Genomic DNA, 25263 nt, shown 5'->3' with positions numbered 1-25263 from the left:
GGGTGAAGACCCGGCTCACGCAGCAACGTCGCAAATGCGTGGAAGTTTCGAATCGGGCAGCTAACGACGGTTTGCTCCGGGGCACGAGGTGCCGGGAACTCTTGCGCGTAACAATCGCTATGCCACTTGCTTCAACGCGGCTTCCACGACCTTGCGCTGCTCGGCCGTCAGCGCCGCCTGCGGCGGGACGGGGTCGCCGACGTCGTAGCCCTGGATCTCGAGCCCCGCCTTGATGCAGGCGGCGAGGTTGAAGCGGGCGAAGGCTTCGTTGATGCGCCACAGTTTGCGCTGGAGCGCCATGGCCTCATCCCAGCGGCCGGCCTTGCAGAGATCGTAGAGCGCGACGCTCTGACGCGGAATGATGCAGGCCGGTCCCGCCATCCAGCCGAATCCGCCGATCAGCATCACCGCGGCCGGGATGTGGGCCGAGGCCGAGAACACGCGCAAGGCATTGCCGCAGCGGTTCATGATGGAGAGCAGCCGGCCGGTGTTGGTCGAGGCATCCTTGATGTAGCCGATGCGCGGATGCTCGGTGAGGCGCGCGATAACGTCGAGCGAGAGGTCGGAGCGCTGGAATTGCGGATTGGTGTAGATGACGATGGGAATATCGACAGCGTCCGCGATGCTGCGAAAGTAAGATTCGACCTGGGCATCGGCGAGCGGGAAATACGCCTCCAGGATCGCCAGAATCCCGCCGGCCCCGAGCTTCTGATAGGCCTTCGCCTGCGCCACCGCGTCCGCCGTCGAGGTGGAGGCAACGCCGGCCACCACCGGCACGCGGCCCTTCGCGGCCTCGATCGTGGTTTGCACGATTGCCGTGCGCTGCGCGGCGTTGAGATAGGCGAACTCGCCGGTCGACCCGAGCGGCGTCAGTCCGTGCACACCGGCGCCGATCAGGTCGTCGCAGAGCTTTGCAAGCACGTTGGTGCGCACCGTGCCATCGGCATCGACGGGCGAGACGAGATAGGGGAAGACGCCGTGGAAGTCGGTCATGTCAGGGTGCCCCCGGAAAGCTGGCTAACACCTGACGGGTCTTACCAATACCGGCACCGGCGATCAAACCTTGAGCAGCCGCACCCGCGTGCCCCAGGGATCGATCGCCTCCACGCCATCCGCCAGCGCCGTGACCTTGACGCCGCCCTTGCGCAGGCGTTCTTCCTGTGCGGCAAGCAGTTCCGGCTTCGCCATCACCAGCGAGAACCAGACAAGGCCGGTCGTCTGATCGTCGCGCTGGCCGGCGCCCTGGCTCTGCCAGACGTTCATCCCGAGGTGATGGTGATAGCGGCCCGATGACAGAAACGCGGCACCGTTGCGGCTTCGGCTCGGGTCGAGGCCGATCGTGCCGCGATAAAAGCTCTCGGCTTGCGCGAGGTCGCCGACGCGCAGATGCATGTGGCCGATGCGCAGGCCCTCCGGCGCCTTGGCATAGTCGGCAACGCGGGTGTTCGTCAGCGACAGCAGGTCGGGAATGTTGAGCTCGTCGGAGGCCATCTTCACGCTGCCCTCGCTCCACTGCCATTGCGAGGGATCGCGGTCGGCATAGACCTCGATGCCGTTACCCTCGGGATCGTCGAGATAGACGGATTCGCTGACGAGATGATCGGCAAAGCCCGACAGCGGCACGCGATGCGAGGCTGCGGCGACCAGCCAGCGTGCGAGGTCCTTGCGGGTCGGCATCAGGAAGGCTGTGTGGTAGAGGCCGGCGGCGGTGCGCGGCTCGATCGCGGCCTCGGGACGGGCTTCCAGCACCAGCAGGGTGATGCCGGCCGTGCCGAGCCTCGCGGCAGTCGCCGAGCGCTCCATCACGGTGAGGCCGATCACGTCGCGGTAGTAGTCGGCGACCTTGTCGAGATTCTTCACCCGCAGCGTCACCATGCCGACCCGCATCGGCGTGCGGCTGGCGTAGGTCGGCCCGCTGCCTTGCGGATTGCCTTCGGCGCGCGCCGCGGCCGCAGCCGCCATCGCGAGCGACGTGGCGCCGGCGAGTTGAAGCAAAGTGCGGCGGGTGAGGTTGATGGTCATCGGTCGAGGCTCGCTGAAGTCCGTGAGGCCACTTGCGCTAATTGGGAATTGCTACACGTTCCCGTGAGCGGCTCCCAATCACATGTTCGTCGGCCCGCCCTGGCGCTGCCCTGGCCACCCGGCCAGTTTCGCAATCGCCCGCGACGTCCCAGATTGAGGACAGCTTACAGGAGCCTCGACAGGTTAGGAGCTTTGCATGACCGATCCAACGCCTCTGTTCTCACTGTCGTCCGCGCTCGCGGATGTGGTGGCGCGCGCCGCGCCCTCCGTCGTCTCCGTGCGCTCGCACCGCTCCCGCGCGACCGGCTTCGTCTGGAAGCCGGGCCTGATCGTCACCGCCGACGAGGCGCTGGCCGACGAGGGCGAGGTCGAGATCGGCCTCTCCGACGGCAGCACAATCGCAGCCACGATCGCCGGCCGCGACCATACGACCGATATCGCGCTGTTGCGCGCGGACACTGATCTCGCCCCGGTCAAGCTGGCGACCACGGTCCCGTCCCTCGGCTCGCTGTCGGTCGTGGTCGCCACCGGTCGCGAAACGCCGAGCGCGGCGCTCGGGATGGTATCTGCGTCCGGCAAGAGTTGGCGCTCCTTGCGCGGCGGCGACATCGATGCGCGGATCGAGCTCGACGTCCGCCTGCGCGGCAGCCAGCAAGGCGGTCTTGCGCTCGACGCTTCAGGCGAGGCCTTCGGCATGGCCGTGCTCGGGCCGCGACGCGTGCTGGTGATTCCCGCGGCGACAATCGAGCGGGTCGCGGCGCAGTTGGAGGCGCGCGGCCGCATCGCCCGCGGATATCTCGGCCTCGGGCTCCAGCCGGTGCGGCTCGACGACGGCATCGGCGCGATGGTGATGAGTGTCGACAAAGCCGGTCCTTCGGCTGCGGCCGGCATCCGCCAGGGCGACGTGATCGTGGCGGTCAACGACCAGAAGCTTTCAGGCGTGCGGGCGCTGTCGCGAACGCTGGGCCCGGCCAGCGTCGGCGCGGTGGTCGATGTCGCTGCGCACCGCGGCGGCGAGCCGGTCAGCTTCAAGGTCACCGTCGGCGAGAGGCCGGAGGCGTGAGCGAGGACGCGCCCGAGATCGTGCTCGCCCTGGAGATCGACGATCCCGCCCTCGCCGATCGCCTCGCGGCCTTGCTCGGCAATATCGCCGGGCTTCGCCTCGCCGCGCCCGGCGAGACCACCGCTGCGACGATCATTGCCCGCGATGCGCGGAGCATGCCCGACGACATCGCACTGACGCAGCGCGAACTCGACGTGCTTGCGCTGATGGCCGAGGGCGCCTCCAACAAGATGATCGCGCGCCAGCTCGGCATCTCCGTCCACACGGTGAAATTCCATGTCGGCTCGCTGCTCGACAAGCTCGACGCCACCGGCCGCACCGATGCAGTGGCGCACGCGGCGCGCCGCGGCGTGATCGAGCTATGACGCCACCGGGAAGCTGAGCTGGACCGTCAGGCCCGGCGCGTTGTCACGCAGCGCGATCTCGGCGCCATGAAGCCCCGACACCGCTGCGACCAGGCTCAGGCCCAGGCCGTTGCCGGGCGTATAGCGGCTCCGTTCGAGGCGGTAGAAGCGCTTGAACACGCGGTCATGCTGTTCGGCGGCAATGCCCGGTCCATCATCAGCGATGGCGATCGTCGCAATGTTGCCGGCGTTGCGGCAGGTCACGGTGACCCTTCCACCGGGCCGGCCGTGCTTGATCGCGTTGTCGACGAGATTGGCGATGGCGTCGAACAGCAGGTCGCGGTCGCCGGTCACGGCGACCTCGCGGTCGCCGTCGAGACTGAGCCGCGTCGCGACCTGCTCGGCCGCGGCGTCGTAGAGCTCGACGACCTCGCCGGCAATTTCAGTCAGGTTCAGCACACGAAACGCGCTCCGGCGGGCGCGGCTCTCGATCTCCGAGATCCGCGTGATGGAGGTGAACATGCCGAGCACGGCGTCGAGATCGGCGATGGTGTCGCCGATCAGTGCCGCATCAGCCTCGCCGTTGCGCGGAGTGTGATAGGCCTTCTCCAGCCGGCCGCGCATCCGCGTCAGCGGCGTGCGCAAATCATGGGCGACGTTGTCGCTGACCTGTTTGACCTCGCCCATCAAGGTCTCGATGCGGTCGAGCATCAGGTTGAGGTTTTCAGCGACGCGGTCCCATTCGTCGTGGCTGCCGCGCAAGGGGATGCGCCGGTCGAGGCCGGACAGCATGATGGCGCGGCTGGTGGCGTTGATCTCCTCGATCCGGCCGACCGTGCGCCGCGTCACCAGCACGGCCGCGAGCCCAGCGAGCACCAGGAGCAGAACGGCGACCGCGACCATCGCAAGCTCGATCATCGCGGTAAAGCCGTCGTGATCGCCGGCGTCACCGACCCGGCTCTGCACGTAGGCGATCGTGCCGAAATAGACATAGGCCATGATCGCCGCGACGATCAGCCCGAACGCCGCGATCGCGATCAGCGCCAGGCGGAAGGTCGAGGAGCGGAGCGTCTTAGCCAGGAGCACGGAGGCAATATCCGATGCCGCGGATGGTGTGGATCAGCGGATAGGCCTGGGCATCGTCGACCTTGCGGCGGACCCGCCCGACATAGACGTCGATGATATTGGTGGAGGGATCGAAGTGCAGGTCCCAGACGTGCTGGAGCAGCATCGCGCGGGAGACGACGCGGCCCTCATTGCGGACGAGATATTCGAGCAGCTGAAATTCCCGCGGCAGCAGCGGAATCTTCCGGCCGCGGCGGGAGGCCGCCCGCGCGATCAGGTCGACGGCGAGGTCGCCGACCCGCAGCAGCGTTTCCTTGGCGATGGTCTCGCTGCGGCGGCCAAGCGCCTCCAGCCGCGCCAGCAATTCGGTGAAGGAGAACGGCTTGACGAGATAGTCGTCGCCGCCGGCGCGCAGGCCCCTCACGCGGTCATCGACCTCGCCGAGCGCGGAGATGATCAGGAAGGGCGCGGCGATGCCGTCGTGGCGCAGCTGCCGCATCACGGTGATGCCGTCGATGTCGGGCAGCATGCGGTCGATGGTGATCACGGCATAATCGCGCGAGGCGCCATTGCTGAGGGCTTCGCGCCCCGTGACGGCAAGATCGACGTCGTAGCCCGAAATCGTCAATTCCTCGACGAGCTGGCCTGCAGTTTCCGGATCGTCCTCGACGACCAGGATGCGGCGGTGACCTCCGGTCATGCAAAACTCCGCGCGACGATCGCCACCAGACTATCCCGTTCCGGGGCTGAGCGGAACTGCCCGATGGCGATCGCGACAATGGTGCGGTACGGCGATGCGATTACCAATAGTCTCCGCACACATTGACCCATTGCCACCCATAGGGCGTCAAGCTCCTGCGCCAGCAGCCGTCGTTGTAGCCGGCGTAGTAATAGGGCGCGCCGAACACGGCGAAACGACGGAAGTGATGGTGATGGAAGCTGCCGTGGCGGCCGTGCCAGCTTGCGCCGGCAAAGCGCGGTCCTATCGCGGCATGTGCGAAGCGTGGCCCGCCGAAGCCCGATCCGCCACCAAAGCGCGCGCCGCCCATTCCGCCGACATGCATGCCACTGATGCCACCCGCGCGCATGCCGCCACCGAAATGTCCACCGCCGCCAAAGCCGGCATGACCTCCGCCGCCGCCATGGCCGCCACCACCGCCGCCACGCGCAAGCACCGGTGAAGCCATTGCCATCATCGCTGCGAGCGTCGCCGCGGTGAGGCCTTTGAGAAGCCTGTTGTTCATCGAACCATCCTCCTTGCAGTGCGGCGGTCACCGCGCCGCACGAGGACGGTCAGATGAGGAGAACGGGCCTCCTTCTTCAACTTACAAATGCGCCAGATTCTGACGGGGAAGTTAGGAGGCGGCCCGCGCTCTCTCCGCGTCATTGCGAGGAGCCCTTGCAACGGAGCAATCCAGAGTCTCACCGCGGAAAGATTCTGAATTGCTTCCGCCTTCGCCGAGGCTTCGGCGGACAAGTCGCTGCGCTCGCAATGACGACGTGGAGAGCACTCCCCAGACGTCAACTAGATAAACGCGTGGAGACTCCCCTCACCCGGAATCCGCGCTGCGCGCGAATTCCGACCTCTCCCCGCAAAGGGCGGGCAGAGGTTAGGAGTTACGCCCGCTTGCCGTTGTTCTTCTCCGCCGCCCGGCGCAGGGCTTCGGCGAGCGCACCGCCGCCGCCCGAAGACTCCTGCTTGCGCGGTGCCGACGACGTCATGCGAGCCGGATTGCGCGAGCTGTTGTCGCGCTGCATGCCGGGCGCGTCCTTGTTGGCGCCGACCTCGTCGTCGAGGCGCAGCGTCAGCGAGATGCGCTTGCGGGCGACCTCGAAGTCCAGCACCTTGACCTTGACGATGTCGCCGGGCTTCACCACCTCGCGCGGGTCCTTGATGTAGTTTTTGGACATCGCCGAAATGTGAACGAGGCCGTCCTGGTGCACGCCGATGTCGACGAAGGCGCCGAACGCGGCAACATTGGTCACGGTGCCTTCGAGGACCATGCCCTTCTTGAGATGCTTGATCTCCTCGACGCCCTCCATGAACACGGCGGCCTTGAACGCCGGACGCGGGTCGCGGCCGGGCTTTTCGAGCTCGCGCAGAATGTCGGTCACGGTCGGCAGACCGAAGGTCTCGTCGACGAAATCCTTCGGCTTCAACGTGCGAACGATCTCGCTGCTGCCGATCAGCGCCTTGATGTCGCTCTTGGTCGCCGCCAGGATCCGGCGAACCACCGGATAGGCTTCGGGATGCACGCCGGAGGCATCGAGCGGATCCTCGCCGCCGAGGATGCGCAGGAAGCCCGCGCACTGCTCGAACGCCTTCGGGCCGAGCCGCGGCACCTCCTTGAGCGCCTTGCGCGACTTGAACGGGCCGTTGGCGTCGCGGTGTGCGACGATGCTCTGCGCCAGACCCGAGCCGACGCCCGACACGCGGGCGAGCAGCGGTGCGGAGGCGGTGTTGACGTCGACGCCGACCGCGTTGACGCAGTCTTCGACCACGGCATCGAGCGATTTCGCGAGCTTGGCCTGGCCGAGATCGTGCTGATACTGGCCGACGCCGATCGCCTTGGGCTCGATCTTGACGAGCTCGGCGAGCGGATCCTGCAGCCGCCGCGCAATCGAGACCGCGCCGCGCAGGGTGACGTCGAGGCCGGGCAATTCCTCCGAGGCGAAGGCCGAGGCCGAATAGACCGACGCGCCGGCTTCGGACACCACGATCTTGGTCATCTTCAAGTCGGGCAGGCCCTTGACGAGATCGCCTGCGAGCTTGTCGGTCTCGCGCGAGGCGGTGCCATTGCCGATCGCGATCAGCTCGACACGATGCTTCAGCGCCAGCTTGCCGAGAATCGCGAGCGCCTCGTTCCATTGCCGCTGCGGCTCGTGCGGATAGATCACGGCGGTATCGACCACCTTGCCGGTCGCGTCGGTAACGGCGACCTTGACGCCGGTGCGGTAGCCGGGATCGAGGCCCATGGTGACGCGGGTGCCGGCGGGTGCGGCCAGCAGCAGGTCGCGCAGGTTGGAGGCGAACACGCGGACGGCTTCAGTCTCTGCCGCATTCCACAGCCGCATCCGCAGGTCGATGTTGAGATGCACCTGGATCTTGGTGCGCCAGGCCCAGCGCACGGTGTCGACCAGCCAGCGGTCGCCGGCGCGCTTGAGGTCAGCGATGCCGAACCGCTTCATGATCTTCAGTTCATAGGCGCTCGGCACGCCCGGCGGCGGCGCTTCGGCTTCGGCCTGGATTTGCAGGTCGAGGATCTCTTCCTTCTCGCCGCGGAACATCGCGAGGATGCGGTGCGATGGCAGCTTGGTCAGCGGCTCCGAGAACTCGAAATAGTCGGCGAACTTCTCGCCCTCGGTCTTCTTGCCGTCGCGCACCTTGGAGGCCATGCGCGCATTGGTCCACATCTCCTCGCGAAGCGCGCCGATCAGGTCGGCGTCCTCGTCGAAGCGCTCGACCAGGATGGCGCGGGCACCGTCGAGCGCGGCGGCGGCATCGGCGACGCCCTTCTCGGCGTTGATGAAGCTTTCCGCCACGACCTTCGGGTCGTTGCCCGGCTCGGCCATCAGCTGGTTGGCGAGCGGCTCGAGGCCGGCTTCCCTGGCGATCTCGGCCTTGGTGCGGCGCTTTGGCTTGAACGGCAGATAGATGTCTTCGAGGCGCGCCTTGCTGTCGGCGGCGAGAATGGAGGCCTCCAGCGCGGCATCGAGCTTGCCCTGTTCGCGGACCGATTCGAGGATGGCCTTGCGGCGGTCTTCGAGCTCGCGCAGGTAACCCAGGCGCTCCTCCAGGGTGCGCAATTGCGCGTCATCGAGCGCACCGGTCGCTTCCTTGCGGTAGCGCGCGATGAAGGGAACCGTGGCGCCGCCGTCGAGCAGCGTCACCGTCGCCTCGACCTGCTCCGGGCGTACCCCAAGCTCCTGCGCAATTTTCTGGTTGATATTTGCCACGCGAGAATCCCTCTATCCAAGCACGCAGGGCGGAGGCGAACCACCGGCTGCGGGACGCCGCTTATGGACCAAGCAAGGTTGATTCATCAAGGTGCGGCGCGCAACCGTCGACAGAGGATTTTTTTGTCGAACCGATGCGATCTCGCCACAATCGTGGGATGCCGCTGGTTCTTCCTCTTGCTTCGACCAGGATATGGGCTCCGTCATCCCCGCGCAACGAAGCCGTTGTCGCTGGAGGTGCGAGGCTTGCGATGCGATCGCATCGCAAGGGGAGCCTCGAAGGATGCACGCCCGAGCCGATGCGGCGGGCCGTCGCCCTTCGAGGCTTGCCAGCGGCGCGGTTGCGCCGCTGGACGCGCACCTCGGGGTGAGGGGATGGATTTGGAGCTCGCTGCCGCCACAATCGTCATTGCGAGCGAAGGGCGAGACATACGCCGAAACCGAATTTCGGTAAAGTGGAATATTTTTGCGGCGGTGGATTGACAGGGGGCGACACAGGCGCGATCGCGTAGCCCGGATGGAGCGAAAGCGTAATCCGGGAAGATGCCGATGCCGAGCGAGCGGCCCCGGATTGCGCGGCACTCCATCCGGGCTACGGCGCTCCGCTTGTGGCTTGACAGCCGCCCCGGTTCGACGGCTGTTTTGTCCGCCGGGCCCTGAACTCCACACGAGGACTATCATGCGTACCACATCGGTCGGCGTCATCAGGATCGCCACCAAGGGCCCCGGCGACGTCTCCGGCCTCATGGCCATGATCGACTCCGGCGCGATCGATCCGGCATCGATTTTGGCAATCCTTGGCAAGACCGAGGGCAATGGCGGCGTCAACGACTTTACCCGCGAATACGCCGTTGCCGCGCTGTGCACGGCGCTGGCGCCGCGGCTCGGCCTGTCCGCAGCGGAGGTCGAGCAGCGCATCGCCTTCGTGATGTCCGGCGGCACCGAAGGCGTACTCAGCCCGCATATCACAGTGTTCACGCGCCGCGAGGCCGAGCGCCCGGCAGGCCTATCCGGCAAACGCCTCGGCATCGGCATGGCGCAGACGCGTGATTTCCTGCCCGAGGAGCTCGGCCGCTCCGCGCAGATTGCGGAGACCGCGAAAGCGGTGAAAGCCGCGATGGACGACGCCGGCATCACCGATCCAGCCGACGTGCATTTCGTGCAGATCAAATGCCCGCTGCTCACCAGCGATCGCGTCGAGGCGGCAAGCGCACGCGGCAACAAGACGGCGACGACAAGCGCCTACAGCTCGATGGCCTATTCGCGCGGCGCCTCCGCGCTCGGCGTTGCCGTTGCACTGCGCGAGATCGCCTCCGACATAAGCGACGGCGACGTTCTGCACCGCTACGACCTGTTCTCGAACGTCGCCTCGACCTCATCAGGCATCGAGCTGATGCACAACGTGGTCATCGTGCTCGGCAATTCGGAAGCATCCGTGAGCGCATTCGCGATCGGACATGCCGTGATGAACGACGCCATCGATGCCGCGGCGGTGACGTCGGCCTTGAACAGCGTTGGGCTTGGCACCATGCCGCAGCCGGACCGCGCGCTCGTCAACATCTTCGCCAAGGCAGAGGCATCGCCTGACGGCAGCGTGCGCGGCTTCCGCCACACCATGCTGGAAGATACCGACATCAGCTCGACGCGCCATGCCCGCGCGGCGGTCGGCGGTCTGATCGCGGGCCTTGCCGGCACCGGAGCGGTCTACGTCTCCGGCGGTGCTGAGCATCAGGGGCCGGCGGGCGGCGGGCCGGTTGCGGTGATCGCAAAGCTCTCAACCTGATGCGTGCGCATGCAACGCGTGCTTGCGCAGACCTCTCCATCCGGCGCAACCCTGCCCTTCGCCCCGGATCAGTTGATTAAAATGGTCCTGTGCGAAACTAAGGTGGCGCCGCACGAAGGGGATTTGACTTCATGACTTTGCCGATGAGCTGGAATGAATGGGCGCAGCACGATGGCGTCGGCCTCGCGGCACGCGTCCGCAAGGGCGAGTTGACGGCGAAGGACTTGGCGCGCCAGGCGGCCGCGGCCGTGGCCAAGGTCAATCCGGCGCTGTCGGGCGTGGTCGAGCTGTTCGAGGACGTGATCGCCGATCCCGCCAGGGACGGCGCCAATCTCGGTGGCCCGTTCGCCGGTCTTCCTTTCCTGATGAAGGACCTCGGGCCGACCATGAAGGGCCGGCTCCAGGAGATGGGCTCGCTGCTGATGCGCGGCAATCGCGCCGGCGCCGACACGTTCCTGACCGGTAAATTCCGTCAGGCCGGACTGAACCTGATCGGCCGCACAACCACGCCGGAGTTCGGCGTGTGCAGCTCGGCCGACAATCCCGCCGTCTACGTCACCCGCAATCCCTGGAATCCCGACTACACCACCTGCGGCTCGTCCGCGGGCAGCGCGGCGATGGTGGCCGCCGGCGTTGTGCCGATCGCGCATGCGACCGACGGCGGTGGCTCGATCCGGATTCCCGCCGGCGTCAACGGCAACATCGGCCTGAAAGTCTCGCGCGGCGTGTTCTCGCTCGCACCGCACATGTCCGATCTCACCGGCCTCGTCTCGATCCAGGGTTGCCAGTCGCGCTCGGTGCGCGACACCGCCGCCTTCGTCGATCACGCGCGCGGACCCGCGCCCGGCGAGTTCATGCCGTTCTGGACCACGGCGCAGCCCTATTCCGAGATGATCAAGCGCGATCCGTCCAAGCTGCGCATCGCGCTGTCCCACAGCTGGGGCGACTACACCGCGACGCCCGAAATCGCAGCCGAGCTGGAGAAGACTGGCCGCTTCCTCGAAGGCCTCGGCCATCATGTCGACTACGCGCTGCCCGAGCTCGATTTCCGTGCCGCGTTCGCCGCGCAGACCACCTGCTACATCTCGAATTTCGCCGTGGTGATCTCGAACATGCTCGCCGCGCGGGGACTGGACAGGCCGCCGGAAGATCTGATCGAGCCCATGAACATCCGGATCTGGGAAGCCGGCCGCCACACCACCTTCGCCGAGCGGGCGAAGATGCAAGGCGTCTTCAACACGACCTCGCGCGGCTTCGGCGCGTTCTTCGAGCAGTGGGACGTGATCCTGACGCCGATCACCGCGCTGCCGACGCCGAAGGTCGGCACCAGGGAATATCTCACCATCTCCGACAATCCTGACGTGCTCGACTGGTTCGGCAATCTCTGGCGCTTCTTCGCCTTCACCCCGCTCGCCAATCTCTGCGGCATGCCGGCGATCTCGATGCCGATGGCGACGCAGGAACACGACCTGCCGCTCGGCATCCAGGCCATCGCCAAGCAGGCCAATGACGGCCTGCTGCTGCAACTCGCCGCCCAGATCGAGCGCGCGCTCGACGGTAAGTGGAACGGCGGTCGGAAGCCGACGGTGCATGTGAGCTGAGGACCTGCGATCGCATTGAGATGCGATCGCCGCGCCAGCCTCAGTTCTTCACCGCGGGAATTTCCTCCGGCCGCGGCTGCTGCTGGCCCTGTTGGTACATCGCCAGCGCCTTGTCGAGCGCTTCGCGCAGCGCCAGCGCGGCAGCCACGCTGCAGCGCAGATGCGCGGTCTGCACCACGTCGACCCTGACGGCGGCGCCGACCGGCATCAGCAGATTCGCAGCGAGCTCGATCTGGATCGCACCGTTGTGATGGCCGAAGCAGGATGCACCGTCGAAATAGATGATCGGCGCCCGCTCAGAGCTTGAGCTCGAAATGGTGACGGGCCCCTGATTGGTGCCGGGTGTTTCGGGGTCGGCCATAAGCGCTCCTTGCGGCTAGTCGAACGAACGAAGCGCCCACCATCGGCGCTTCGGCTCGCCCTGTCGAGGCCAAACCGGCCCGGCAGACCTGCCGCGCGACCCGTTTCCGCATTTTGCGCGACGCCCGACACTGGTCTAGAACGTGACCATGTCCAACTCTCCGACCGCCCTTCCGTTCGAGGAACTCGCCGAGGCCATCCAGGGCCGGCGTTCCGATTACGGCCATATCAGCGGGCTCCAGCTCGACCGCTTCGCGCCAGCCGAGGCGTGGTCCAGCCTGCCCTACCGGCCCGTCTTCGTCGGCAACACCGAGACCGGCGTTCTCCATGGCGGCGTCGTCACCGCGATGCTGGACGAGAGCTGCGGCATGGCGGTGCAACTTGCGCTCGACGGCACGCGCGCGATCGCAACGCTCGATCTGCGTATCGACTATCAGAAGCCGGCAACGCCGGGCCTCGACATCAAGGCGCATTCGGTCTGCTACCGCACCACCCGCTCGATCGCCTTCGTGCGCTCCACCGCCTATCAGGAGTCCGAGGACGATCCGGTCGCGACCGCGACCGCCTGCTTCATGATCGGCGCCAACCGCACCAACATGCTCGCGGACCGCAGGATGGATTCGCGCAGCATCCCGACGCTGGAGGCGCCCGACGATCCGGACGGTCCGTTCGCCACCAGCCCGTTCGCGCGCGCTCTCGGCATCCGCGTCAACGACGACGGCACACTGACGATGCCGTTCTCGCCGCAGATCGTCGGCAATCCGATCCTGCCCGCGATCCATGGCGGCATGACTGGCGCCTTCCTCGAGACCACCGCGATCCTCGGCGTGAGGCGCGAGCTCGGCATCGCCGCGCTGCCCAAGCCGATCGGGCTCACCGTCAACTATCTGCGCTCCGGCCGCGCGCTCGATAGCTTTGCCAACGTCTCGATCGTGAAGCAGGGCCGGCGCATCGTCGCCTTCGAGGCGCGGGCCTGGCAGGGCGATCCGACCAGGCCGATCGCCACCGCGTTCGGCCATTTCATGCTGCGGCCGACGCCTGGAAGTGACGAGGAATAGGCGTATTTTCCCTTGACGGCCGGGGTCCGGGCCACAACGATAGCGCATTCCCTGCGAAAGGTAGTCTGTTGCGGCATCCGCTCGACATCGTCGCCATGTTCGCCGCGCTCTGGCTGCTGGCATCGATGATGCTCGACGCGCTGACGCCGAAGGAGCTGACGGCGGTGATGATCGGCATCGCGATCGGGCCCGCCATCGTCATCACCGCCGTGTTCTATTATCTGCGCTGCGCGCGCCTGGATTTCGCCGTGATGTTCGCGGCGCTCTGGCTGATCTCCGACATCGCCATCGCCTTCATCTCGCCAAAGCAGCTTCCGCATTTCCTGATCGTGCTCGGCTTCGTCCCGGCCCTGCTGATCGGTGTCGTGCTGCATTGGCAACGCTTCCAGAACCGCCATGAGCGGCTGCCCGCGCCGTCGGTGAAGCGGGGATAGCGTTCCCACCTCTCCCGACGGGGAGAGGTGGACCGCGCCCGGCACCGCGCCTCAGCGCGATAGCAGGTTGGTCTTGGCGAGATCGATGACCTCGTCGCCACGACCGCTCATCACGGCGCGCAACACCCAGAGGCTAAAACCCTTGACCTGCTCCGCCGTGATGGTCGGCGGCATCGACAGCTCCTGCTTGGCGGTGACGACATCGAGCAGCGCCGGGCCGTTGTGGGCCAGCATCTCCTTCATGGCGCCCGGAAGCTCGCCGGGATCCTCGACGCGCTTGGCGAAGATGCCCATCGCGCGCGCCATCGCCGCGAAATCAGGGTTCTCCAGATCGACATTGGTATCGACGAAGCCTGCGGCCTTCATCTCCAGCGCGACGAAGCCGAGCACGCCGTTGTTGAAGATGACCACCTTCACCGGCAGCTTCATCTGCGTCAGCGTGATCAGATCGCCCATCAGCATGGTGAAGCCGCCGTCGCCCGACAGCGAGATCACCTGACGCCCGGGCTGAGCGGCCTGCGCGCCGATCGCCTGCGGCATGGCGTTGGCCATCGAGCCGTGCACGAAGGATCCGATCAGCCGGCGGCGGCCGTTCATGTCGAGATAGCGCGCCGCCCACACCGTCGGCGTGCCGACATCGGCGGTGAACACGGCATCGTCGGAGGCATGCTCGCTGATGACCTTGGCGAGATATTGCGGATGAATCGGTTTGCTGCCCGGCGTGCCCTTCGCAAGCGCGTCCAGCCCTTCGCGCGCCTTCTTGTAATGCGCGATGGCGTCATCGAGGTGCTTGCGCTGCGTCTTGCTCTTGAGCAGCGGCAGCAGCGCCTCGATGGTGAGCTTGACGTCGCCGACGAGGCCGAGGTCGATCCTGCAGCGTCGTCCCAGATTTTCCGGGCGGATGTCGATCTGCGCGATCTGGCAGTCGGTCGGGAAGAACTGCTTGTAGGGAAAATCGGTCCCGAGCATCACCAGCGCGTCGCAGGCGTGCATGGCGGCGTAGCCCGAGGAGAAGCCGATGAAGCCGGTCATGCCGACGTCGTAGGGGTTGTTGTATTCGACATGCTCCTTGCCGCCGAGCGCATGCACGATCGGGCTCTTCAGCGCCTCCGCAAGCTGCATCAGCGGCGCATGCGCACCGGCGCAGCCGCGGCCACAGAACAGCGTGATGCGCTCGGCGCCGTTGAGGAGGTCCGCGAGCGACTTCAGCTCATCGGCCTGCGGCACCACCTTCGGCGCCGACAGCGCGAGCCCGCGCGTGGTCGACAATTCGCGCTTGGGTGGGCTGCGGAACGCGACGTCGCCGGGCATGGCGACGACGGCGACGCCGCGCAGGCCCACGGCCGCGCGGATCGCGTTCTCCAGCACGAAAGGCAGCTGGCTGGGATCCGACACCAGCTCGCAATAATGGCTGCACTCGCGGAAGAGGTTTTGCGGATGGGTTTCCTGGAAATAGCCGCCGCCGATCTCGGCCGAGGGAATCTGCGCGGCGATCGCCAGCACGGGAACGCGGCTGCGATGCGCGTCGAACAGGCCGTTGATCAGATGCAGATTGCCCGGTCCGCACGAGCCCGCGCAGACGGCGAGGCTCCCCGTCATCTCGGCCTCGCCGGCGGCGGCGAACGCGGCGACCTCCTCGTGCCGGACATGGATCCATTCGATGGTGCCGCGACGGCGCAGCGCCTCGGTGATCGCGTTCAGGCTGTCGCCGACGATGCCGTAGATGCGCTTGACGCCGGCCTGTTCGAGCGTTGCCACGAACAGATCGGCTACGTTGTTGATCGCCATGTCGGTCTCCTGATCCCGCTGGTGCAGCAAGATAGGATAACGCGCGACCGTGACGGGATCACGGCTTGTTTATTGCGATCTCAGTCTTCCGCAATCGCCCGATCATAGGCCGCGATCGTCGCCTTGGCGCGGGCGGCGACCTCGACGGCCGTCATGCCGGGCTTGTAGAGGCTGGAGCCGAGCCCGAACGCGGTCACGCCGCCCTTGATGTACTCGGCAAAATTCTGGTCGGAGACGCCGCCGACCGCGGCGATCATGACGCCCGCCGGCAGCACGGCGCGGATCGCGGCGACGCCGGACGCGCCGAGCACGCTCGCCGGAAAGAATTTCAGGCCCGATGCACCGGAGCGCGATGCGAGCAGCGCCTCGCTCGGCGAGAACACGCCCGGCAACGTCACCATGGCGTACTGATGCGCCCGCGCGAGCACCTGCGTATCCACATTCGGCGAGACCATCAGCTTGCCGCCGACGTCATTGAGACGATCGACATCTGCGGCGGTCAGCATCGTGCCGGCGCCGATCAGCACATCGGCCGGCGCGAGCTTTGCCGCGGTGGCGATCGAACGGAACGGGTCGGGCGAATTCAAGGGAATCTCGATCGCGGTCATGCCGGCCTCGATCAGCACGCCGACGATGGCCTCCGTCTCGTCCGGCTTGATACCGCGCAGGATCGCGACCAGCGGCCGCCTCATGGGCGGAAAGGGAATGCTCATCTCAGGAGTCCTTCTATTTCGCCCAGATCACCGCAGCCGCCATCGACAGGCCGCGACGAACGGCCTCGTCAGCATCGATCGGGGTCACGGCGACCGACAGCACGTCAAAGGCAAGCTGGTACAACATCGCGAGCCGTCCCGACGCAATCAGCGTGACGCCCGCTTTCGGTAACGTCCCGGACAGTCCCGCCGCGAGTTCGACGCCGATCAACGTACCCGACAGTCTTTCGCGCGCAGCGGACGGCGTGCCGCCGAACAGGAGCTGTCGCGACCGCGCGCCAAACAGGAGATTGGCGGCGAACGCAGGTGCCTCGTATGCAGCGATGACGGCAGCCTTGAAGCTCGCGACGTCCTCAGCGTCATCGGCGCCGGCGACGGCGAGCGACAAGATCGTCTCGCGCGAGACCACGCTGAACAGCTCACCGGTCATGAAGGTGGAAAAATGTTCGACCCCCGCGCCCTTCACACGCACCCATTTCGAATGCGTTCCGGGCATGCACACCAGCGTCTCGCCTGCGGCATCCAAGCCAAGCGCGCCGAGCAATTGCGTCTCCTCGCCGCGCATCACGTCCGGCGCCCTCGCATCGCGCTGCGCGATGCCGGGCAGGATGCGGATGTCGCGCGCCTCGCCCGCGACGCGCGCGGCCTGCTTCAGGACGGCGGCCAGCGGCGCGGGTGTGTCGACATAGCCGGCCTCGATCCAGCCGGTCTTGGCGCCGGCCATGCCGCAGACAAGCACCGGCAGATGAGCGGGCGCCTCGACCGCGGCAAGATGCGATTGCAGCACGCCGGAAAAGCCGGTCTTGGCGGCGGCGAGCATGCCTTCGCCGCTGCGGCGTTCGGCCAGCACCTGGCCGGCGTGATCGACCAGCCACAGCCGAAAACTGCTGGTGCCCCAGTCCACCGCGACAAAAGCGGGTTCGGTCATCGTGGCGCGTATCCTTGGTCTCACGGGCAAGACGCCGTCTCGCGACAATGAGACGACGATGCGCAAATCTGCCCCGGGATATCGGCTATCGCGGCCGCAAACCAGCCTTTTCTCGCAGGTCTGGGGCGCGAGGCGCGCTGGCACACCGCTTGCTAAAGCCCCGCTGCTCACATCCGTGAACCGCGCGACAAGACGCGTCAATTATGGAGAGGAAACCCATGGAGATCGGCTATTTCACGATGCCTTCGCATCCGCCGGAGTGCGGCCTGAAGGAAGGACACGACTGGGACCTGCAAGTGCTTCGCTGGCTCGACGAGCTCGGCTATCAGGAAGCCTGGATCGGCGAGCACCACACCGCGCCCTGGGAACCCAATCCCACGCCGGACCTGCTGATCGCGCAGGCCTTGATGCAGACCAAGCGCTTGCGCATCGGGCCGGGCGGCTTCCTGCTGCCCTATCATCATCCGGCCGAGCTCGCCAACCGCGTCGCGATGCTGGATCACCTCTCGGAGGGCCGGCTCAATTTCGGCGTCGCGGCCAGCGGCCTGCCGAGCGACTGGGCGATGTTCAACGTCGACGGCATGAGCGGACAGAACCGCGACATGACCCGCGAGGCGCTGGAGATCATCCTGAAGCTGTGGTCCGATCCCGCGCCCTTCACCTACAAGGGCAAGTTCTGGACGGTCACCAAGCCGGACACGATGTTCGACTTCCTCAAGCCCCACATCAAGCCGCTGCAGGCTCCGCATCCGCCGATCGGCGTCGCTGGTCTGTCGAAGAACTCGGACACCCTGAAGCTCGCCGGCGAGCGCGGCTTCATTCCGATGAGCCTCAACCTCAACCCGGCCTATGTCGGCAGCCATTGGGATTCGGTCGAGATCGGCGCCGCCAAGACCGGACGCAAGCCGAACCGCCAGGATTGGCGTCTGGTGCGCGAAGTCTTCGTCGCCGACACCGATGAAGAGGCCTGGAAGCTCTCGACCGGCGACATGATGGGCCGGATGATGAGCGAGTACTTCCTGCCGCTGCTCGGCCATTTCGGCTTCAAGGATTATCTGAAGCACGCGCCCGACGTGCCCGACAGCGACGTCACCGTCGAATATTGCGCCAAGCGGAACTGGATCGTCGGCTCGCCCGCGACCGTCGCCGAGAAGATCGAAAAGATCTACGACGAGGTCGGCGGCTTCGGCGTGCTCTGCGTGTTCGGCTTCGACTACAAGCACAAGCCGGAAGCCTGGCATCATTCGCTCTCGCTGCTGCAGAACGAGGTGATGCCGCGCCTGAAGCATCTCGGCTCCGCGCAGAAGGCGGCTTGACCGGAAGCGGGTGCGGCGCGAACCTGCCGCACCCGCAGTCCTTTCGGAGATGTCGGCGTGAGCGTGGACGCGAAGGATTTCAAGCAGGCGATGCGCCAGTGCGCCGGCGCCGTGGCGCTGGTGACGGTCGGCAGCGAGCACGGCAAGCGCACCGGACTCACGGTGACCTCAGCCTGCTCGCTGTCCGACAATCCGCCGTCGCTGATCGTCTGCGTAAACCGCAACGCCAGCGCGCATGGGCGCATCCGCGAGGAAGGCGCCTTCGCGATCAATTTCTTGCATGAGGACCACGCGCTGCTCGCGCTCACCTTCAGCGGCCAGAAGAGCGTCAACGGCGACGATCGCTTTGCGTTCGGGCAATGGACACGCGGCGCAACCGGAGCACCGGTGCTGACCGATGCGGTCGCCGCCTTCGACTGCGTGCTGGCGCAGGAATTCGAGGCGAAGACGCATTCGATCTTCGTCGGCGAGGTGCGCGGGGCATCGCATTCCGACGGGGCCGCGCCGCTGGTGTATTTGCGCAGCAGCTTCCACGTGCCTCACGAAATCCGCGGCACCGTGACGGTCGGCGATCTGGACTCGCGGCATCTCAGCTGGAGCGATTTTTCGTAAGGAACGGCGCCTACTGCGCGGTCTCGATCTTCAGCAGCTTGATCTTCCGATACAGCGTGGCGCGGCTGACCTTTAGCGCACGGGCCGCCTCGGTGACACGGCCGCCATGCTTGCGCAAGGCCTCGACGATCGTGGCACGTTCGGCCGCCGCGAGATCGGGCTCTGCTGCGCGTCCGCCGAACGGCGGCAGGTCGAGATCGGCATCGGTGATGACGCCATCCTCCGCCGTGCAGCCGGCGAGCCGCAGCACGTGACGGAGCTGGCGCATGTTGCCGGGATATGGGTAGGCCGACAGCATCATCCAGGCCTCATCCGACAGACGGCAATTCGGCGCCTCCTCGCGCGCGATCTGGCGGATGATGTCGTCGCGGTCGCCGCGCTCGCGCAAGGCGGGCAAATGCACCTCCATGCCACGCAGGCGGAAATAGAGATCGGCGCGAAAGGCGCTCTGCTCGGCCATGCGGCCGAGATCGCGATGGGTGGCGCTGATCAGGCGGATGTCGACCGGCACCGGCTTGAGCGCACCGAGCGGCCAGACTTCGCGATTCTCGAGCACGCGCAACAGGCGTGTCTGCAGCGCGATCGGCATGTCGCCGATCTCGTCGAGAAACAGCGTGCCGCCGTCGGCCTGCGCGATCAGGCCCTTCGAGCCGTCGCGCCGCGCGCCGGTGAAGGCGCCGGCCTCGTAGCCGAACAGCTCGGCGTCGATCAGGCTCTCCGGCATCGCCGCGCAATTCAGTGCGACGTAATTGTTGCGCGCCCGGTTGCTTGCGGCATGGATAGCGCGCGCGAACACGTCCTTGCCGACACCGGTCTCGCCATGGAGCAGCACCGGCAGATTGTGATCGCCGATGCTCCTGAGCCGTTTTACGCTTTTGATCAGGCCGGGATCGCGGCCGGCAAGCCGATGCAGCGCGTCGAACCGGTCCAGGGGGACGTCACGACGCTGCGCGGACGGCCTTGCCCTCGGCGGTGGCGCGACATGACCGCGCCCCAGCGGACTGCCATCGGCCCGGCGCAGCTCGACGACGTCGTCCGCATGGCGCGCGGGATGATCGAACTTGATGTAGCGCGATAGATCGATGCCGGATGCGATCAGGCCGTCGGTGAGGCCCAGCAGCGCCCGTGCCGACCGGCAGGCACCGACGATGCGGCGGTCGTCGTCATAGGCGAGCAGGCCACTGCCGCTATCACCCGGCACGGTCGCGATCCAGGCATTGCGGAAATGGCCGCGGAAGATCGCGCCCTCCATGCGCCGCGTCGCCTCCATCGTCACCGCAAGCGCGAGCTGGTGCGCCGCGCGCTCGAGATCCTCGCGGCAGGAGGTGATGTTGATGGCGCCGGCGAGGCGTCCGGCCTGATCAAACAGGGGCGCCACGGCGCAGGAGAACATGTGCCACTGCGCGCGAAAATGCTCGTCGCGATGCACCAGGATCGGCTTTTGTTCAGCCAGCGCGGTACCGAGTCCGTTGGTGCCTTCAAACGTCTCGGCGAAGTTCGAGCCGGTATAAATCTTCCAGTCCAGGAACATTTTTGCGTCGCCCTCGCCCGGCAGACGGCTGAACAGCATGGTGGCGTTGGCGTCCGCGAGGTTGACGCAATAGCCAGCGTCGCGCAGCACGCGGGCGAGATCGTCGAGCTCGGGCATCGCGAGCCGGATCGTCTCCTCCATGGGCTCGGCGACATGCCGGATCTCGGACTCGGTGAGCGTTTGCGGCGGCCCCTGGCGGGCGGGATCGAGCTTGTGGCTGATCAGGCAGCGCCGCCAGGAATTGGCGATGCGCGAAGACGCGTCGACGTCGGCCACATGGTTGGCGACGGACATGACACGGGCGACATGGTTCGAGGCCGAAAGGCTGGCCATCGCGGACGTCTCCACCCTGTATTATTGTGCAAAGTCTGGCACCACGGGCCGGGATGTCAATCGGGAACCGGGAAACGGGGATGGAGCGCTGCTCCCTCCCGTCATTCCGGGGCGATGCGCAGCATCGAACTGTGGTGCGCAGAAGCGCACCTGAGAATCTCCAGATTCCGGGTTCGCGCTCACGCGCGCCCCGGAACGACGCAGGGACTTAGATTTGCTGCAACGCCCTCACCACGTATCGATGCAGGGCCGCTTCTTTGCCGTCCGCATCGGCGGCTTCGGCACCGAGCGCAAGCCCGCCATGATCCAGCGCCGCGTCTCGGCGGGATCGATGACGTTGTCGATCTCGAACACCGAGGCGATCGAGACCGCCTTGCCGTTGGCGTAGAGCTCGGCGACCTTGTTGCGATAATAGGTCTCGCGCTCCTCGGGGTCGGCGATCGCTTCCATCTCCTTGCGGAAGCCGAGGCGAACGTACCCTTCGAGGCCCATGCCACCGAATTCACCGGTCGGCCAGGCCGCCGTGAAGAACGAGGCATGGAAGCCGCCGCCGATCATCGACTGTGCCCCGAGCCCATAGCCCTTGCGCAGCACGATGCCGAACAGCGGCACGGTGAGGCTCGCGCCTGTCACGAACATGCGCGAGACGTGGCGGACGATCGCGGTCTTCTCGGCCTCGGGGCCGACCATGAAGCCGGGCGTGTCGCAGAGCGAGACGATGGGCAGATCGAAGGCGTCGCAGAGCTGGAGGAAGCGCGCGGCCTTGTCGCCGGCGTCGGCATCGATGGCACCGCCGAGATGGCGCGGATTGTTGGCGATCAGACCGAACGGTTTTCCTTCGATGCGGATCAGCGCGGTGATCATGCCGACGCCGTAGTCGCGACGCAGCTCCAGCACGGAGTCCTTGTCGGCGACGAGATCGATCACGCCGCGGATGTCGTAGACGCGCAGGCGGTTCTCCGGGATGGCGCGGCGAAGCAGGCGCTGGTCGGCGGCCTGCCACTCCGTCACCGCGCCCTGGAAATAGGACAGGTATTTTTGCGCAGCCCGCGTCGCCTCCTCCTCGTCCTCGACGAGGATGTCGATAACGCCCTTCGGCGACTGGAACGTAACAGGACCGACCTCGGCCGGATGATAGACGCCGAGGCCGCCGCCTTCGATCATGGCGGGGCCGCCCATGCCGATCGAGGCATTTTTCGTGGCGATGATCACGTCGCAGCAGCCGAGCATCGCGGCGTTGCCGGCGAAGCAATAGCCGGAGACGACGCCAACCACAGGCACGAGGCCGGAGAGTTTTGCGAATTGCACGAAAGACGGTCCGTCGAGACCGGTCATGCCGAGCCGGTCGGTATCGCCGGGGCGACCGCCGCCGCCTTCGGCATAAAACACCAGGGGCACGCGCCAGTCTTCGGCGAGCGTCAGCATCCGGTCGATCTTCTTGTGGTTCATGTGGCCCTGCGTGCCCGCGAGCACGGTGTAGTCATAGGCCACCACGATGCAGCGCGCGCCCTCCGGTCCGAACTTCTCGGCATTCACCGTGGCGACGCCCATGACCAAGCCGTCGGCGGGCGTGTTCTTGATGAGATCGTCGAGCTTGCGGCGGCGGCGCTGCGCTGCAATCGCGAGGCTGCCGTACTCCATGAACGAGCCGTCGTCGACGAGCTGGGCGACGTTCTCCCGCGCGGTGCGCTGGTTGGTGTTGCGGCGGCGCTCGACCGAGGCGGTGCGGTTCGCATCGAGCGTGTTGGCCTGCCGCGCGATCAGCTCGGCAAGATCGGGACGGATGTGATCGAGATCGATATCGGCTTCCGCCGCCGAGGCATCGGCCGCGACGTCGAGCGGCTCCAGATACAGGATCGGCTCGCCATGCATCAGCGTGACGCCGTCGCCGGCGACGAGCGTCATGACGGCCGCCCTGCTCGGCCATGACCAGATGCTCCATCTTCATGGACTCGATCACGGCGAGCTGCTGGCCGGGCCGCACGATCTCGCCTTCCTTGACCTGGATGGTGACGATGGTCCCCTGCAGGGGCGCCGCGACCATCACCGCGCCTTCGGGCACGGCTTGCGCGACATGCGCCTCCGCGCCGTAGCCGCGGCTACGCTCCGTCGCAGCAAAGTAGAGCGGCTTGGCGGCACCATCGGCCGCCTCGACCAGCTTGCCGATGTTGCGGTCGATGAAGTCGGTCGCGATGCGGTTGGCCCTGAAATCGGGATGCGCCAGCACCGCCTGGAGGAAAGCAATGTTGGTGACGACGCCGTCGATCCGAAACTCGCGCAAGGCGCGCGATGATTTTGCCACCACGTCATGCCAGGCCTCGTCTGGCGTATGCACGATGACCTTGGCGAGCAGCGAGTCGAAGGCGGCGCTGGTTTTGTAGCCGGCGTAGCCAAAACTATCGACGCGCACGCCGGGTCCGGACGGGGGTTCGAACACCGCGAGCATACCGCCGGTCGGATGGGTCGTGCCCGTTTCGTCCAGCGTCTCCATGTTGACGCGGAGCTGCATGGCATAGCCGCGCGGCTTCGGGATCGCCCCCTGCGCCAGGCCGAGCGAAGCCAGCGAGCTGCCTGCGGCGACCGCTAGCTGGGCGCGGACCAGGTCGATGCCGAGCACCTCTTCGGTGACGGTGTGCTCGACCTGGAGCCGCGGATTGGCCTCGATGAAGGCAAAACTGTCCTCGGCAGTGCCGTCGACCAGGAATTCGAACGTGCCGAGATTGTCGTAGGATGCGGCAGTCGCGAGCTGCTTTGCCGCCTCGATGATGCGGCCGCGCAGGAGCTCGCTCAGTGACGGGCTCGGCGCCACCTCGATCAGCTTCTGGTGCCGGCGCTGGATGGTGCATTCGCGCTCCCAGAGATGGCTGATCGCACCATGGCGGTCGCCGATGATCTGCACCTCGATATGGCGGGCCTGCCGGATCAGCCGCTCGGCGTAGACGCCGTCGAAGCCGAACGCCGCCCTTGCCTCGGACTGGCAGCGCGCATAGGCCTCCGCGAGATCGGAAGCGCTCTCCACAACGCGCATGCCGCGGCCGCCGCCGCCAGCCATCGCCTTGATCACAATCGCCGCGCTGCTGCCGAGCGAGGTGAAGAACGCCATGATCTCCTCCAGCGAGGAGGGCCCGCTGGTGCCGGCAATGATCGGCACGCCGCAGCGTTTTGCCAGTTGCCGTGCCGCAACCTTGTCGCCGAACAGTTCGAGCGCCGTCACTTTTGGTCCGACGAAGGTAATGCCTGCGTCAGCGCATGCCTTCGCGAACCCTGCATTCTCGCTGAGAAAGCCGTAGCCGGGATGCACGGCATCGCAGCCGGCACTCTTGGCCGCTTTCATCACAGCCTCGATATCGAGATAGGCCCGCGCGCCACGGCCCGGAATCTCGACGGCCTCATCGGCGACGCGCACATGCAGCGATAGCGCGTCGTCGGCGGGATGGATCGCGACCGTCGCGATGCCCGCATCGGCCGCGGCACGCGCGATGCGGATGGCAATTTCACCGCGGTTGGCAATCAGGAGCTTCTTGAACGACATGCGGCGTCTCCATGCCCGCGAGCGAAGGCGCGGGTCGGCAGGTTCGATGGTCCTGCTTCTTCACTTTAGCCGCCACCGTCAAGGATGGGAAAGCCTGTCGCGAAGGCCGGTCCCGCGGGCCGGAATATCAATGACCAACGCGTGCCGTGATGAGACGAATAATCCGCACCACGGCAGACGGGATCGGCGCAATGACGGGGACGGTGAACATCGGCTGAAGCTTGCGCGCGGCTTCGCCGAGCGGGCCGCCGCCGATGACGACAGCCTCCGCCCCGTCCCGTGCGATGCAGGCTTCGACCGCACCGTCGACAGCCGCATGCAGCCGCGCCGGATCGCGCATCAGCTCCTGCGGATCGCCCTCGGCAAAGCGCGTGCCGGTGTAGCGGGATTGCAGGCCCAGGGATTGCGGCAGCGCATCGATCTTCGACTTGAGGAGCGGCGTGGTCGTCGCTACGCCGAAACTGCGGCCGCCCCCGGCGGCCTCGCGCATCGATGACTCGCCGATACCCACCGCGGGCAAGTCCATCGCCGCCTTGATTCCGGCGAGGCCGGGATCGCCGAACGCCGCCACGATGATGCCGTCGCAGGAATGCTGATGCGCTCGCGCGAGCTCCTCGACCTCTGGCGCTGCGGCGTCCAGCGCCTCCGGCGTCACGATCATCGACGGCGCCCGCGCTGCAGTGGCGCCGACGACATCAAAACCATCAGCAACGACGGACTTCGCGATAGCGACCATCATTGCAGTGGTCGCATCGAGTACTGTTCGGATTGATCAGGAGGATGCGGCGGCGCCGATCGGAGGTTTGACCCATCCCCTCGCTAT

Annotated in this window: 19 protein-coding genes and 2 pseudogenes; 8 read left to right on the top strand and 13 right to left on the bottom strand. The window is 66.5% G+C overall.

The genetic code is table 11. The features are described 5' to 3' along the window. Positions 1 to 117 precede the first annotated feature (117 nt). Together QSV46_RS13845 and QSV46_RS13840 are read right to left on the bottom strand one after the other, a co-directional pair. Positions 118 to 993, bottom strand: coding sequence for a dihydrodipicolinate synthase family protein (locus QSV46_RS13845; protein ID WP_314951694.1), 876 nt, complete (start codon positions 991 to 993; stop codon positions 118 to 120). A 63-nt stretch (positions 994 to 1056) separates the two neighbouring features. Further along, entirely contained in the window at positions 1057 to 2022 is a 966-nt protein-coding gene (locus QSV46_RS13840; protein ID WP_314951691.1) for a VOC family protein, read from the bottom strand. Positions 2023 to 2218: 196 nt separating this feature from the next. Here QSV46_RS13840 and QSV46_RS13835 point away from each other — a divergent pair, with 196 nt between their 5' ends. Continuing rightward, positions 2219 to 3085, top strand: a complete 867-nt coding sequence (locus QSV46_RS13835; protein ID WP_314951688.1) for a S1C family serine protease — start codon at positions 2219 to 2221, stop codon at positions 3083 to 3085. Next, on the top strand, positions 3082 to 3450 hold the full coding sequence (locus tag QSV46_RS13830; RefSeq protein WP_314951684.1) for a helix-turn-helix transcriptional regulator: 369 nt from the start codon (positions 3082 to 3084) through the stop codon (positions 3448 to 3450). The genes QSV46_RS13835 and QSV46_RS13830 overlap by 4 nt, the downstream gene beginning before the upstream one ends. On the opposite strand, the gene QSV46_RS13825 is transcribed toward QSV46_RS13830, so the two are convergent. The 4 genes from QSV46_RS13825 to QSV46_RS13810 all read right to left on the bottom strand — a co-directional run bounded on the left by QSV46_RS13825 (position 3445) and on the right by QSV46_RS13810 (position 8451). Further along, positions 3445 to 4515 (bottom strand): HAMP domain-containing sensor histidine kinase, encoded by a 1071-nt coding sequence (locus QSV46_RS13825; RefSeq protein ID WP_314951683.1) that lies wholly within the window; start codon positions 4513 to 4515, stop codon positions 3445 to 3447. The genes QSV46_RS13830 and QSV46_RS13825 overlap by 6 nt on opposite strands. Next, on the bottom strand, positions 4502 to 5194 hold the full coding sequence (locus tag QSV46_RS13820; protein ID WP_314951681.1) for a response regulator transcription factor: 693 nt from the start codon (positions 5192 to 5194) through the stop codon (positions 4502 to 4504). The genes QSV46_RS13825 and QSV46_RS13820 overlap by 14 nt, the downstream gene beginning before the upstream one ends. A gap of 100 nt (positions 5195 to 5294) precedes the next feature. Then, positions 5295 to 5738 (bottom strand): hypothetical protein, encoded by a 444-nt coding sequence (locus QSV46_RS13815; RefSeq protein WP_314951679.1) that lies wholly within the window; start codon positions 5736 to 5738, stop codon positions 5295 to 5297. Positions 5739 to 6111: 373 nt separating this feature from the next. After that, entirely contained in the window at positions 6112 to 8451 is a 2340-nt protein-coding gene (locus QSV46_RS13810) for a Tex family protein (RefSeq protein WP_314951677.1), read from the bottom strand. 679 nt (positions 8452 to 9130) lie between these two features. Between QSV46_RS13810 and QSV46_RS13805 the strand changes: the two genes are divergently transcribed. Both QSV46_RS13805 and QSV46_RS13800 read left to right on the top strand, forming a co-directional pair. Continuing rightward, complete coding sequence (locus QSV46_RS13805; protein ID WP_314951674.1) at positions 9131 to 10234, top strand: ring-opening amidohydrolase; 1104 nt, start codon at positions 9131 to 9133, stop codon at positions 10232 to 10234. 131 nt (positions 10235 to 10365) lie between these two features. Next, a complete protein-coding gene (locus QSV46_RS13800; RefSeq protein ID WP_314951672.1) occupies positions 10366 to 11835 on the top strand; it encodes an amidase in 1470 nt (489 codons plus the stop codon). Between the two features lie 40 nt (positions 11836 to 11875). Here QSV46_RS13800 and QSV46_RS13795 read toward each other — a convergent pair whose 3' ends face one another. Continuing rightward, entirely contained in the window at positions 11876 to 12196 is a 321-nt protein-coding gene (locus tag QSV46_RS13795; protein WP_314951669.1) for a hypothetical protein, read from the bottom strand. Positions 12197 to 12344: 148 nt separating this feature from the next. Here QSV46_RS13795 and QSV46_RS13790 point away from each other — a divergent pair, with 148 nt between their 5' ends. Together QSV46_RS13790 and QSV46_RS13785 are read left to right on the top strand one after the other, a co-directional pair. Continuing rightward, positions 12345 to 13253 carry a PaaI family thioesterase gene (locus tag QSV46_RS13790; protein ID WP_314951666.1) on the top strand — a complete coding sequence of 303 codons (909 nt, stop codon included), beginning with the start codon at positions 12345 to 12347 and terminating at the stop codon, positions 13251 to 13253. Between the two features lie 68 nt (positions 13254 to 13321). Continuing rightward, positions 13322 to 13687 carry a hypothetical protein gene (locus QSV46_RS13785; RefSeq protein WP_314951663.1) on the top strand — a complete coding sequence of 122 codons (366 nt, stop codon included), beginning with the start codon at positions 13322 to 13324 and terminating at the stop codon, positions 13685 to 13687. A gap of 51 nt (positions 13688 to 13738) precedes the next feature. On the opposite strand, the gene poxB is transcribed toward QSV46_RS13785, so the two are convergent. From poxB to QSV46_RS13770, 3 genes are all read right to left on the bottom strand, one after another. Then, the gene (gene poxB, locus QSV46_RS13780) at positions 13739 to 15475 is read right to left on the bottom strand and encodes a ubiquinone-dependent pyruvate dehydrogenase (RefSeq protein WP_314951660.1); all 1737 of its coding nucleotides are present in this window, start codon (positions 15473 to 15475) and stop codon (positions 13739 to 13741) included. 80 nt (positions 15476 to 15555) lie between these two features. After that, entirely contained in the window at positions 15556 to 16188 is a 633-nt protein-coding gene (locus QSV46_RS13775) for a 2-dehydro-3-deoxy-6-phosphogalactonate aldolase (RefSeq protein WP_314951658.1), read from the bottom strand. A gap of 13 nt (positions 16189 to 16201) precedes the next feature. Further along, positions 16202 to 17116 (bottom strand): 2-dehydro-3-deoxygalactonokinase, encoded by a 915-nt coding sequence (locus QSV46_RS13770; protein WP_314951655.1) that lies wholly within the window; start codon positions 17114 to 17116, stop codon positions 16202 to 16204. Between the two features lie 218 nt (positions 17117 to 17334). Here QSV46_RS13770 and QSV46_RS13765 point away from each other — a divergent pair, with 218 nt between their 5' ends. Both QSV46_RS13765 and QSV46_RS13760 read left to right on the top strand, forming a co-directional pair. Then, the gene (locus QSV46_RS13765; protein ID WP_314951652.1) at positions 17335 to 18432 is read left to right on the top strand and encodes an LLM class flavin-dependent oxidoreductase; all 1098 of its coding nucleotides are present in this window, start codon (positions 17335 to 17337) and stop codon (positions 18430 to 18432) included. A gap of 57 nt (positions 18433 to 18489) precedes the next feature. After that, the gene (locus QSV46_RS13760; RefSeq protein ID WP_314951649.1) at positions 18490 to 19044 is read left to right on the top strand and encodes a flavin reductase family protein; all 555 of its coding nucleotides are present in this window, start codon (positions 18490 to 18492) and stop codon (positions 19042 to 19044) included. A gap of 10 nt (positions 19045 to 19054) precedes the next feature. Here QSV46_RS13760 and QSV46_RS13755 read toward each other — a convergent pair whose 3' ends face one another. From QSV46_RS13755 to QSV46_RS13745, 3 genes and pseudogenes are all read right to left on the bottom strand, one after another. Continuing rightward, complete coding sequence (locus tag QSV46_RS13755) at positions 19055 to 20908, bottom strand: sigma-54-dependent Fis family transcriptional regulator (protein ID WP_314951647.1); 1854 nt, start codon at positions 20906 to 20908, stop codon at positions 19055 to 19057. 228 nt (positions 20909 to 21136) lie between these two features. After that, positions 21137 to 24440 (bottom strand): annotated as a pseudogene (locus QSV46_RS13750) (carboxyl transferase domain-containing protein). Between the two features lie 127 nt (positions 24441 to 24567). Beyond that, positions 24568 to 25252, bottom strand: a pseudogene (locus QSV46_RS13745) (aspartate/glutamate racemase family protein). Positions 25253 to 25263: the final 11 nt, after the last annotated feature.

This window comes from Bradyrhizobium cosmicum, assembly GCF_032290525.1.
In the GTDB taxonomy this organism is placed as follows: domain Bacteria; phylum Pseudomonadota; class Alphaproteobacteria; order Rhizobiales; family Xanthobacteraceae; genus Bradyrhizobium; species Bradyrhizobium cosmicum_A.
Note: the sequence above shows the minus strand (reverse complement) of the source record. Positions and strands in the feature narration are given on the sequence as shown.